This window comes from Chitinophaga ginsengisoli (assembly GCF_003014595.1).
Lineage (GTDB): Bacteria > Bacteroidota > Bacteroidia > Chitinophagales > Chitinophagaceae > Chitinophaga > Chitinophaga ginsengisoli.
Map to the genome: position 1 here is coordinate 265,932 of NZ_PYGK01000001.1, position 12,609 is coordinate 278,540.

Annotated in this window: 13 protein-coding genes; 8 read left to right on the top strand and 5 right to left on the bottom strand. The window is 46.8% G+C overall.

Features of this window, described 5'->3' with window-relative positions:
• The first annotated feature begins 22 nt into the window (after positions 1–22).
• From CLV42_RS01110 to CLV42_RS01145, 8 genes are all read left to right on the top strand, one after another.
• Entirely contained in the window at positions 23–187 is a 165-nt protein-coding gene (locus CLV42_RS01110; RefSeq protein WP_106600061.1) for a CcoQ/FixQ family Cbb3-type cytochrome c oxidase assembly chaperone, read from the top strand.
• Between the two features lie 40 nt (positions 188–227).
• Complete coding sequence (locus tag CLV42_RS01115) at positions 228–1,331, top strand: cbb3-type cytochrome c oxidase N-terminal domain-containing protein (RefSeq protein ID WP_170117351.1); 1,104 nt, start codon at positions 228–230, stop codon at positions 1,329–1,331.
• Between the two features lie 28 nt (positions 1,332–1,359).
• A complete protein-coding gene (gene ccoG / locus CLV42_RS01120) occupies positions 1,360–2,745 on the top strand; it encodes a cytochrome c oxidase accessory protein CcoG (protein WP_106600063.1) in 1,386 nt (461 codons plus the stop codon).
• A gap of 30 nt (positions 2,746–2,775) precedes the next feature.
• Complete coding sequence (locus CLV42_RS01125) at positions 2,776–3,213, top strand: FixH family protein (protein ID WP_170117352.1); 438 nt, start codon at positions 2,776–2,778, stop codon at positions 3,211–3,213.
• Between the two features lie 8 nt (positions 3,214–3,221).
• On the top strand, positions 3,222–3,938 hold the full coding sequence (locus tag CLV42_RS01130) for a sulfite exporter TauE/SafE family protein (protein WP_106600065.1): 717 nt from the start codon (positions 3,222–3,224) through the stop codon (positions 3,936–3,938).
• Between the two features lies 1 nt (position 3,939).
• Positions 3,940–5,298, top strand: coding sequence for an oxygen-independent coproporphyrinogen III oxidase (hemN, locus tag CLV42_RS01135; protein ID WP_106600066.1), 1,359 nt, complete (start codon positions 3,940–3,942; stop codon positions 5,296–5,298).
• A 483-nt stretch (positions 5,299–5,781) separates the two neighbouring features.
• A complete protein-coding gene (locus tag CLV42_RS01140; RefSeq protein WP_106600067.1) occupies positions 5,782–6,726 on the top strand; it encodes a UDP-3-O-(3-hydroxymyristoyl)glucosamine N-acyltransferase in 945 nt (314 codons plus the stop codon).
• A gap of 59 nt (positions 6,727–6,785) precedes the next feature.
• Positions 6,786–7,460, top strand: coding sequence for a hypothetical protein (locus CLV42_RS01145; protein ID WP_106600068.1), 675 nt, complete (start codon positions 6,786–6,788; stop codon positions 7,458–7,460).
• A 3-nt stretch (positions 7,461–7,463) separates the two neighbouring features.
• Here the strand turns inward: CLV42_RS01145 and CLV42_RS01150 are convergent, their stop codons facing one another.
• The 5 genes from CLV42_RS01150 to CLV42_RS01170 form a co-directional block, all read right to left on the bottom strand.
• Positions 7,464–8,450, bottom strand: coding sequence for an NAD-dependent epimerase/dehydratase family protein (locus CLV42_RS01150; protein ID WP_106600069.1), 987 nt, complete (start codon positions 8,448–8,450; stop codon positions 7,464–7,466).
• 19 nt (positions 8,451–8,469) lie between these two features.
• On the bottom strand, positions 8,470–9,330 hold the full coding sequence (locus CLV42_RS01155; RefSeq protein ID WP_106600070.1) for a 3-hydroxyacyl-CoA dehydrogenase NAD-binding domain-containing protein: 861 nt from the start codon (positions 9,328–9,330) through the stop codon (positions 8,470–8,472).
• 90 nt (positions 9,331–9,420) lie between these two features.
• The gene (gene pheS, locus CLV42_RS01160; protein WP_106600071.1) at positions 9,421–10,449 is read right to left on the bottom strand and encodes a phenylalanine--tRNA ligase subunit alpha; all 1,029 of its coding nucleotides are present in this window, start codon (positions 10,447–10,449) and stop codon (positions 9,421–9,423) included.
• A gap of 15 nt (positions 10,450–10,464) precedes the next feature.
• The gene (locus CLV42_RS01165; protein WP_106600072.1) at positions 10,465–11,154 is read right to left on the bottom strand and encodes a response regulator transcription factor; all 690 of its coding nucleotides are present in this window, start codon (positions 11,152–11,154) and stop codon (positions 10,465–10,467) included.
• Positions 11,155–11,165: 11 nt separating this feature from the next.
• Entirely contained in the window at positions 11,166–12,587 is a 1,422-nt protein-coding gene (locus CLV42_RS01170; RefSeq protein WP_106600073.1) for a sensor histidine kinase, read from the bottom strand.
• Positions 12,588–12,609 lie beyond the last annotated feature (22 nt).

The window sequence follows — 12,609 nt, forward strand, 5'->3', positions numbered from 1 at the left end:
CAATTGTAAAATCTCAATAGCAATGAAATTCATCAATTACCTGCAATCCATTACAGGTGTAAGTATATACCCGCTGGCCTCCCTGTGCATATTCACCATATTCTTCATAGGGGCAGCTTTCTGGGCACTCAAGGCTGATAAAAGCATGATAGACCATATACGGAACATCCCGCTGGATGACCGCTGATCGCAGCATGCATATTTTATCATTTCCTAATCGCAACATTATGAACAAGAAATCAATCACTATAACAGGCTTATTCCTCTTTACCCTATGCCTGCTGAATAGCCTGCCGGCAGCAGCACAATACAAGCCCACCCCACCATCAGAACTGGGGCATCCGGTGGCCATCGTGCTGTTAACGGTTATCATAGGCCTGCTGATCGTCATTGCCATACTGGGTAGTGCTGTACTCAGCGCCATGGACGTATACAGGGAACGGGTAAAAAGTGAAAAAAGCAAAGCGATCGTTTCCATAGCCCTCCTGATAGCAGGTATGCTCACTTCCAACAGCCTGCTGGCACAGGAAGCAACAGCAGCGGCGGAAACGGCCAAACCTGCTGTTACCACTATCATCAGCGGCCTTTCCAACACCTCTTTTTACGTGCTGACCTCCGTCATTTCACTGGAGATCTTCATCATTATCACCCTCCTGTATACACTGCGCGTACTGTTAGGTATAGAAAGGAAAAAGAAGACCGCGGTTGCTGGCAAACCAAGAATACACTGGCTCGAAAAACTCAACCAGACCAAAACACTGGATGCTGCGTCAGAGATGGAAGAAGATATGGGGCATGATTACGACGGCATCCGTGAGCTGAACAACCCTACTCCTCCCTGGTGGAGATGGGCCTTCTACTGCAGTATGGTGTTTGCCGTTGTGTATCTCTGGCGCTTCCAGATAGCACACTCCGCACCATCACAGCTGGAAGAACTGGCCATTGCAGAAGCAGATGCCGCCGCCGCGAAAGAAGAATATCTGAAAAATGCCGCTAACAACATCGACGAAAATAGTGTAACACTACTGACCGGTGCTGATGATATTGCCAGCGGACAGAAAATATTCTCCACCAGTTGTGCTCCATGCCATGGTCCTCAGGCCCAGGGCGTTGTAGGGCCCAATCTGACGGATGATTACTGGTTACATGGTGGAAAGATAAAAGCCGTGTTCACCACTATCAAGTATGGTGTACCAGAGAAAGGTATGAAATCATGGAAAGACGATTTCTCTCCAAAACAACTGGCCCAGTTAGCCAGCTATATCAAGAGTATCCGTGGATCTAATCCACCTAATCCGAAGGAGCCGCAGGGCGCATTAGAAAAAGAATAGACCTGATTTAAGTTAAACATATTTCGTGATGGAAGAAGAATCGTTCAGAGACAGCCTGGCGACTGTTGATAAACAAGGAAAACGTAGCTGGATATATAGCCAGAAGCCGAAAGGCAAACTCTATAACGCGAGGAGTGTGCTAAGCTTCCTTTATTTCCTTGCGTTTTTTGCCGGCCCATTCATTAAAATGAATGGCCGGCCCTTGTTTTTGTTCAACGTTATTGACGGCAGATTTATATTGTTTGGCGCTATATTCTGGCCACAGGATTTCTTCATATTCGGGCTGGCCATGGTGGCATTTATTCTTTTCATCGTCGTCTTCACTATGGCATTCGGTCGCCTGTTCTGCGGATGGGCATGTCCACAGACCATCTTCATGGAAATGCTGTTCCGCAAAATAGAATACTGGATAGAAGGCGACGCCTCTGCCCAGAAACTTTTAAACAAAGCGCCCTGGAATACGGATAAGATCGTGCGGAAGACCAGTAAACATATACTCTTCTATCTGCTGTCTTTCCTGATCGCCAATACATTCCTGGCCTATATCATCGGTATAGACAGTTTACTGGGCATCATAACAGGTCCTGTTACAGAACACACCGGCGGCCTTGCCAGTATGATCGTTTTTGCAGGCGTGTTCTATGGTGTGTTTGCCTTTTTCAGGGAACAGGTTTGTACAGTAGTATGTCCTTATGGCCGTCTTCAGGGGGTGCTGCTGGACAGGGATTCTGTAGTGGTTGCATACGATTATACAAGAGGGGAACCCCGTGGGCATTTTAAGAAGAATGCAGATAACAACCTGGGTGATTGTATTGATTGCCATCAATGTGTGAAGGTTTGTCCGACGGGTATAGATATCCGCAATGGTACACAGCTGGAATGTGTAAACTGTACGGCCTGTATTGATGCCTGCAACTTTATGATGGAAAAAACAGGACGTCCTCTTCATCTCATCCGCTATGCGTCGGAGAATGGGATCGCCAACAAACAACCATTACACTTTACTACAAGACTTAAAGTATACAGTTCCATCCTGGTGATACTGCTTACAGCCATTACCTGGATGCTGGCAAGCCGGAAGCCTGTAAGCGGCACTATTATCCGTACAGCAGGGATGTTGTACCAGGAAAGGGGTGCAGACAGTATCTCCAATCTTTACCGGATCAAACTGGTGAACAAAACAACCAGCGATATTCCTCTCCGTTTACAGCTGGAAGATGCAGCCGGCAAAATAGAACTGCTTGGGCATCAGCAGATACAGGTAAAAGGGGAACAACAGGGCGAAGGGATCTTCTTCGTTGTATTACCCCGCACAGCTATTAAAAAACGTAAAACTGCTTTACATATCACACTGTATGCAGGCGATAAAAAGACTGGCACCCTCAGCACCACGTTTCTGGGGCCAGCGCAGTAAATGTATATCCTTCATCAAAACATTCAAATCATGAACTGGGGTCATAAAATCATCATCGTATTCATTCTTTTTGCAGTGGGCATCCTCACACTGGTCACCAAAAGCATGCGTACCCGCATAGACATGGTTACGCCCAATTATTATGCAGAAGAGCTGAAATATCAGCAGGTGATCGATGGCAGGAAAGCCGCGCTTACCCTTTCTTCCCCTGTCAGCATCAACCAGTCAGCTAACTCAGTAGGCATTCTTTTCCCTGCTGAAATGCAGGGTATTCCTTTAAAGGGCAATGTGTTGTTCTACCGGGCATCAGACTCCCGTCAGGACGTTTCCCTGCCTTTACAGCCAGATGAGAACGGGCTGTTGCTGGTCAGTAAGAAAAGATTTCAGAAAGGCAATTACCGGGTGCAATTGCAATGGGAGGCAAAGGGAACGCAATATTACCAGGAAAGTTTTGTAACCGTTAACTGAGACAGACCATGCTTCTGACGTTCCTGTATGCCCTGTCATTGGGCTTTATTGGTAGCTTCCACTGTATCGGTATGTGTGGGCCTATTGCGCTCACGCTGCCGGTGCAACACCTGGACGGTGTGCGTAAGCAGGTGGGCATCCTGCTGTATAATGCAGGAAGGGTGACTGCCTATGCCGGGCTGGGTATTGTTTCCGGATGGCTGGGCAGGCAATTTTTCCTGGGAGGGCTACAGCAATGGTTATCTATTCTGCTGGGGGCTGGCATGTTGCTGCTGATCGTGTTGCAATATGGCTTCCGTCGTACCCGCTTTTCGCTCAGTACAGGCTTTTATACCCGTCATATCAAAACAATGCTGGGCAATCTGCTTCGCCGGCAGCAGCAACATACCTTGTATGCTATCGGCTTCCTGAATGGCTTATTGCCCTGTGGCCTGGTATGGTTTGCTATTACCGGCGCAGTAGCTACCGGCAGTTCTCTGCAGGGCGCCCTTTTTATGGCTGCTTTTGGTACGGGTACGCTGCCTGCTATGATTGCGCTTAGCTGGTGCAACGATCTTATCAGTATACGCCTCCGTAACCGTTTACGTCGCTGTATTCCATACGTCATCACTATAATGGCCGTTTTGCTCATTATGCGCGGGCTTAATCTGAACATTCCATATGTCAGCCCCGCATTGGCTGCACCCGGCGAAAAAGTCACAGAACACTGCTTTAAACCATCCTGATATGCAACTCATCAGAAAATATAATACTGCTGCTCCGCGCTATACAAGTTATCCCACGGTTCCTTACTGGGACGAGCAGACCTTTGATATCGATACCTGGAAGCAGACTTTACTACAATCATTCCGCGCCACCAACCACACTGAAGGGATCAGCATCTACATACATCTGCCTTACTGTGAACAACTGTGTACATACTGCGGCTGCAACAAACACATCACCGTCAATCACGGTGTTGAAGCCCCTTATATACAATCGATCCTCAATGAGTGGGAGCTCTACCTGCAGCTTTTCAAGGAACGTCCCCGCATCAGGGAGATTCATCTGGGAGGAGGAACACCGACTTTCTTTAGTCCGCAAAATCTTCACAACTTACTTTCCCGTATTTATCTCCATGCCGACCTGCTGCCTGATGCAACACTCAGCTTTGAAGGGCATCCTAACAATACCACCAAAGCGCATATGCTGACGCTTTATAACCTGGGCTTCCGCCGTATGAGTCTGGGCATCCAGGACTTTGATCCGCGGGTGCAGGACATCATTAACCGGATACAGCCCTATGAGACGGTGGAAGAAGTTACCGCCATTGCAAGAGCCATCGGTTATACTTCTATCAACTATGATCTGGTGTATGGTTTACCCTTACAAACCATGGCGAGTGTAGGAGATACGATCAATAAAGTCATGCAGCTGAGGCCAGACAGGATCTCTTTTTACAGTTATGCACATGTTCCCTGGGTAAAGGGAGTAGGACAGCGGCGTTATTCTGAAGCAGACCTTCCTAAAGACGAAGAAAAGAGAGCGCTCTATGAGCTGGGTAAAACACTGTTCGCAGAGAACGGCTATACAGAGATCGGGATGGACCACTTTGCTTTACCGCACGACAGTTTGTACCAGGCCTGGAATCAGGGATCACTACACCGGAACTTTATGGGATATACCGATCAACATACTTCATTGATGATCGGGTTGGGCGCTTCCTCCATAGGAGACAGCTGGTATGCATATACACAAAATGAAAAGCGGATCGCTATATGGCAACAGTTGGTGAACAGCGGACAGTTCCCTGTAGTGCGTGGTCATATCCTGGATACCGAAGATCTGTTATTGCGCCGCCATATTCATGCCCTCATGTGTAGCTTTAAGACATCTCTGAGCCAGGCAGACAGGGAAAACAATGTTATAGCAGAATGCCTGCAAAGGCTTGAGGAGCTTGAGAAAGACGGGCTGGTACATATCACGGAAGATGCAGTATCTGTTACTGTAAAAGGCCGGCCATTTATCCGCAATATCTGTATGGCTTTTGATGCCCGCTTATGGAGAAAGCTGCCACAATCTCAACTGTTCAGTACTGCTATCTGAGGTTTTCCAAGCTTATTCACTTCATTCTTATCACTTTACACCCGTTTACATTCAGTTACTGAAAGTTGCTGTGCTTTTCCAAAAAATGGAATTTATAAACATCTCCTGCATAAGGTGATAAAAAGAGCTTATCTCTTCTTATCTGAAGAGATAAAAATGAGGTTGCTGAATCAGCGGAAACACTTGCAGGGAAAGGATTTCAGAGGGCATTAAAAAAGTCTGACCGTGTTTACAATCAGACTTTCTTGTTATGTGAATGGGTTAGTAAGTACAGGGAACAAAAATTCCCTACACAATATTAAAAAGAATTTCATGACAAAAGAAAAAAAATGCAAACTTTTTTATTCACACACTAAAAAAAATGTGGATAACAACAGTTACAAAGAAGCGTTAAAACTTCATTTCTCTTCTTGATGAAACAAAAACGGGTGAATAATCGTATTGTATTCTCTACTACCTTTGCTCCACTAAACAACCGAAAACATGAAGTTTAATGAACCGATCGCGGTAACGGAAATAGCAGCATTCATAGGCGCAGAGCTGGAAGGCGACGATACATTGATGGCCACCGGCATCAATGAGATCCATAAGGTAGAACCAGGTGATATTTCTTTTGTGGACTTTGCGAAGTACTATGATGCCTGCCTGAAATCGGCAGCTACGATTATCATCATTAATAAAAAAGTGACTTGCCCTCCGGGTAAAGTATTACTCGTGCTGGACGATCCGTTCAGTGCTTATGTAAAACTGGTAAAACGCTTCCGTCCTTTTGAACCAGCCACCAACCCCATCAGCGCGTCTGCTGTAATAGGCGAGGGGACTATTATACAGCCGAATGTATTCGTTGGTAATCATGTTACTATCGGTACCAATTGTATCATTCATCCCAACGTAACTATTTACGACAATTCCATTATCGGAAACAATGTGATCATTCATGCAGGTACTGTGATCGGTGCTGATGCCTTTTACTTTAAAAAACGGGCCGACAGGGAGGTGATGTATGATAAAATGGAAAGCTGCGGAAGGGTGATCATTGAAGATGATGTTGAAATAGGCGCCGGCTGTACCATTGACAAAGGTGTAAGTGGTGATACCATTATCGGCCGTGGCACGAAATTCGATAACATGATCCATATAGGACATGGTACCGTTATTGGCCGCAACTGTCTCTTTGCCGGTCAGGTAGGTGTAGGCGGTAAAGCGCATATAGAAGACAATGTGATCCTTTGGGGACAGGTAGGTGTTTCTAAAGACCTTACTATCGGAAAGGGTGCTGTTGTGCTGGCGCAGAGTGGTGTACCTGCTTCACTGGAGGGAGGTAAGGTATACTTTGGTTCTCCTGTAGAAGATGCCAAAGTTAAAATGAAGGAAATAAACTGGATCAAACGTATCCCTGAGATCTGGCAAAAGCTGTATGGCAATTGATATACTATTTCAAAGGCTTCATGTGGTTGCATGAAGCCTTTTAGTTTAAGCACTTTTCTATGTTCCGTAATATGTTCGCCCTGATATTCCTGGTGGCCGCTTATACCAATGTATTTGCCCAGGAAGGACTTTATACCTCCGCACAGGAGTGGCCCGTAAAGATTAGTGACGGTTGGTTTACCGCCAGAACGATCTCCTTTGGTCAGTATGCTACCTCTTCCAGGAAAAACGGGATAGCTGACAAAGAAATCGTCAGCTTCATCAAAGACCCTTTGAACCCCTTCAATTGCAGGGTAAGTGGTAAGGATGAAAACATACTGATACAAGTTATACAGGCAGCTCACATTGCTTTTTCCGGCCATTCCCTGCCCTCATTTCTGGACAATATGCCGGCTACTGCACTCTTCTCCTACATACTGATCAACGGGACGAAAAATGAGCCTCTAAAGCGATGGGAGATGATCCTGAAAGATGTGAATTACCTGGAACTGAATGAGAATAAACCGGCAGGCATCCTGCGCTCAGCAGATGATGAGGTACGTCTTACTGCCCATAACCGGTTCGGTACTAAAAACTCTTATGAAAATATCTGTTATGAATTTCATATCCGCCGGCAGGTAGTGGCGGCTGTTGTTACCGGGGCGCATCCCCGTGTATGGATGAGCGCGGAGATGGAAGGGAAGCCTCTCCAACCGGTATTGGTTGCTGCAATAGGCGCGCTCCTCGTCAGATAAAGGTTATCCCTGTTGTTGCTTTTGCTCCAGGAATACCTGGCACATATCAGCAATTGTTGTTTGTAATGGTGTAAAAGAGAATCCCGGTAGTGCCTTCAGGATCTTTTCATTGCTATAGTAGACTTTCATTTGTGCGGTGCGGGCTGTTTCTTTGGTAAGCAGTGCTTTTTTACCGGATAGCTTGCTTTTTATTGCCTCTATTCTCCACACTATTTCCGCCATCCAGGGTTTTACAGCTTTATGAGGTGGCTTCTTCCCCAGCTGCTGTGCCATTTCCTTAAACAGGTCGTAGTACTTCCAGTTATCTGTTGTGATTACAAAACGTTCCCCTTCTATATCGCTTTCCATCAACCTGAACATGACTTCTGCCACATCCCGTACATCGGTAAAACCATTGACACCCTCCGTATAATACGGGAACTCTTTCCATGCGTTTTTTATCAGCATACCGGAACCATCATCCCAATATCCTGCACCCAGTATAATACCCGGGTTAACAATAGCAACATCCAGCCCTTCCGCCATTCCTCTCCAGACTTCCATCTCTCCCAGGTATTTGCTCACGCTGTATTTGGAATTATTCTTGCCTTCCTTCCATTCACTGGATTCATCCAGCACGCCATCTATTCTGGCCCTGCCCAATGCTGCAGTAGAGCTGACGTGCACCAGCTTTCTGACGCCGGTATCGATAGCCAGGTTAACCACATTGGCTGTTCCTTCCACATTCACTTTCATCATCCGTTCCTGCTCACCGGGACGAAAAGATACGACTCCTGCACAGTGATAGACCTTGTCTACACCCTGCATGGCTTCTTCCAAAGCAACGACATCCAATACATCGCCTTGTACCCATTCTATTTTGTCCTGTATATCTGCTACCTGCGAAGGAATTGCTGTACGGTACAATGCCCGTACCGGCTGCCCGACATTCACCAGTTTACGTAATAAATAACTGCCTAAAAAACCTGTGCCACCCGTAACTAAATTCATGAAATAAGTCCCGTTTGCGTCAAAGATAATTATAAAATCCCTTCCCGCTTTTCTTCCCTAATGCGCCTTCTTCCACCTTTGCTATTTGCAGCGGACTGGGAGTAAAACGGGGCGCCCCGTTATAAGCCTCATAAAGAGAACGCGTCACCGCCAGGTTTACATCATTGCCAATCAGATCCATCAGGGCAAAAGGCCCCATACGGAATCCCGCACTTTCCAGCAGGCGGTCAATACTTTTGTATGGTGCTACACCTTCTGCAGCTATCTGCATCGCTTCAAGGTAGTAATGCCTGGCCACCCTGTTTACGATAAATCCCGGCGTGTCCTGTACCATTACCGGCGTCTTTCCCAGGCGTTGCGACAGCGCGTATAAGAGCGCAGTAACTTCCGTCGCTGTATCTTTTCCTTTAACGATCTCCACCAACTTCATTACAGGTGCAGGATTAAAGAAATGCATACCCGCTACCCGCTCCGGATGATCTATTCCGGCAGCAATACCGCTTATAGGCAGCGAAGAAGTATTACTCGCAAGTATGGTAGCTGGTGTATTGATGGCGGCCAGCTGATTGAATAAGGTGGTTTTTATCTCCAGTTTCTCAACGATGGCTTCTATTACCAACTCAGCCCGGCAATCTTCCACCTGAGCGGTAAAAACGAGTCGCTCAAGGATCGCGTCTTTCTCTTCAGCCGTCAACTTACCTTTCTTTACGGCATTGTCCAGCTGTTGTGTGATTTGTTGCTGTGCCTTTTCAAGCATGGCTGCCTGCACATCAAACAATATAGTACGGTAACCGCCTGCTGCTGCCACTTGTGCAATACCTGCGCCCATGGTGCCGGCACCGCATACAGCAATCGTTCTAATCTGGTCAACTGTGATCATAAGGGGAATTTATCGGGGTAAAAAACAAAGGAGAAAACGGCTGATCTACAAACGCACGTTTTCTCCTTTGTAACAATCTTATTTCTGTCGTCAAAGCGCTCCTTCAAACTGCTCCAGGAACCGGGTATCGTTCTCGGAAAACAGTCTAAGGTCTTTGATCTGGTAGTTCAGCATAGTAATACGTTCTATACCCATCCCGAAAGCGAAACCGGTATATTTTTCAGGATCGATACCACAATTCTCCAGCACTTTCGGATGCACCATTCCGCAACCCAGGATCTCTACCCAGCCGGTATGTTTACATACGTTACATCCTGTACCACCACAGATCTGGCAGGATATATCCATTTCTGCACTTGGCTCAGTGAAAGGGAAGTAGGAAGGACGGAAACGGATACGGGTATTGTCTCCGAACAGCTCCTTCACGAAGTGGTACAATGTCTGTTTCAGGTCGGCAAATGACACATTCTCATCAATGTACAGCCCTTCCACCTGGTGGAAAAAGCAGTGCGCCCTGGCGGAGATCGTTTCGTTACGATACACACGGCCCGGGCAGATGATACGGATAGGCAGTTTACCGGTCTCCATGGCTCTTACCTGTACGGAAGAAGTATGGGTACGCAGCAGCCAGTCCGGATTTTTGCTGATGTAGAAAGTATCCTGCATATCACGCGCAGGGTGGTTTTCCGGCAGGTTCAGCGCGGTAAAGTTATGCCAGTCGTCTTCTATCTCCGGTCCCTCTGCAATAGCAAAACCCAGGCGCTCAAATATGCTGATGATCTTATTTCTTACAACGCTGATAGGATGGCGGGTGCCTAACCGGTGAGGTTCTGCCGGCAGTGTCAGGTCTGCATCGGTAGCAGCTGCAGTGGCGCCGTCTTTCAGGTGCTCAAACTGCGTATACCTTTCTTCTGCCAGCTGCTTAAAGCCATTCAGTACTTGTCCAAATTCCTTTTTACGCTCGTTTGGCACCTGTTTCATTTCGCCAAACATAGCTTTTACGATCCCTTTTGTTCCAAGGAATTTAATACGGTATTGTTCAAGATCCGCAGCCGTAGCTGGTTCGAATGCTAATATTTCCTGTTTGTAGTCAGCGATTTGCTGTTCTATCTGGTCCATAGTCAGCAAAGATAATTAAAAGATCAGTTTATACCCTACCCCCCTTATATTGACGATCTGTACCCGTGGATCGTCCTTCAGATACCTTCTCAGCTTGGTGATAAACACATCCATACTGCGGGCATTGAAGAAGCTGTCGTCTCCCCAGAGGTCGAGCAATACTGTCTTTCTCTCCATTACCTGGTTCAGGTTTTCTGACAGGCGCCGCAGTATTTCTGCTTCGCGGTGGGAAAGGAACTCGGTGTTATTATTCCGGGTGAGGGTCTGTTTCGTATAATTGAAGACATACTGTCCGATCTGTATTACATCAGCGCCGGCACTGGGGCTGACTGCGGGCGTTTCTTTAAACCGTTGCAACAGGGCCTTTATGCGCACGATCAGCTCGTCCATACTGAAGGGCTTTTTCAGGTAGTCGTTTCCCCCCAGTTCAAAGCCTTTTACCACATCGGTAGTCTGGGATTTTGCTGTCAGGAAGATGATAGGCGTAGTCTTATCCAAGCGCCTGATCTCTGTTGTGACCGTAAATCCGTCCATATTGGGCATCATGATATCCAGCACCACCACGTCCGGCTTATGCTCCTGGTATAAACGAAGCCCTTCTTTGCCATCGGCGGCATACAGCATTTCAAAGCCTCTCATTTCCAGGCTATCTTTCACGATCTGACCCAGCTGCCATTCATCCTCTATCAGTAATACTTTTGACATAGTTGCAGGTGTTAAACTGGTATTTGTATGATAAATTCACTTCCCTTTTCCGGTTCGCTCTGTACTTTAATCGTGCCGCCGTGCAGATCCACGACCTTTTTTACATAGCTGAGTCCCAGTCCGAATCCCTTCACATTATGCAGGTTGCCTGTGGGGACCCTGAAAAAGGTATCGAAGATGTTTTCCTGGTATATTTTCGGTATCCCGATCCCATTGTCTTTTACTTTGATAACCAGCTTTCCGCCTTCCAGCATGCTTTTGATATATACAGCCGGCTGGTCTCCTGAATACTTGATGGCATTATCTACCAGGTTGCTGATGGCATTGGTCAGATGGGTTTTATCCACCTCCACCGTCTGCTCTCCCAGCAGGTTATCGTAGCGGAACTGTACCGGGCGCCCCGCTTTCAGCTGATGATTGGTGATAATACTGTCCATCACTTCGCCAATATCTGTTTCTTCCCTGAACAGTTCGATCTCTTCTCTTTCCTCAGCAGCTATGTGCAACACCTTTTCCACCAGGTCAGACAGCCTTTGCAGCTCCTGCTTGGAAATATCGAGATAGGTCTGCGTTTTCCGCTGATCATTCAGGGCATTGAAGTTCTGCATGGCTTCTACTGCCGCAGATACTGTGGCAATAGGTGTTTTCAGCTCATGCGTCATGTTATTGATAAAGTCATTCTTGACTTCAGAAAGCCGTTTCTGTTTCAGGATCGTCCGCAGCATATACACAAAACAGATGGTGGTGAGTACCAGCAGCAACAATGAGCCCACCAGTGTCCACATCATTTTTGCCAGGATGTATTGCAGCGGCGACTCAAACTTAGCCTGTACAAAGAGATTGCTGGCGGGGTTGAAAGGTATCTTAGACGTTTGCAATGGTGGCCGTTTTCTCAGGCTATCTCTGAATCCTTCCCGGTTGTATCCATTAAAACTCATATGAAAAGTATCCAGCTCATATGGCGTCATGATCTGACGGGCATGTAGTTCAGCAGTAAATACAGAATCCAGTTTGATCAGTTTCACGCTGTCGCTTGTGAGGTTATTCAGGAGAATAAGATCAGAGATCTGTCTTGCTAATGTATCTGCAAACTCGTTGCCGGCGCGAAGCTCTCTTCTACGTTTAATCGTATCTGTTAACATCTCCTCATGCATACGGTCGTGCCCATGACGGCCACCTGGCATATCTCCCGGAGGGGGAATATCCCTGTATATTCTGAATGAATCCCTGTCTCTTCCGAAGTTGCGGAAGTAGCGGCGCACATCAGCAAACTGCTTGTTAAAAACAGCCGTCCGTAAAGACTCGTTGATGTCTTTATTAAACTGATCCACCTGTATGTGATAGGAGTTATACAGCCAGTATCCCTGGAAGAGATAAATGCCAAGTATACACACACACATTAGTATCAGAATATTCCGGATCCGCTGACGCATAATTGCCAAGTTTTCGCTGTTA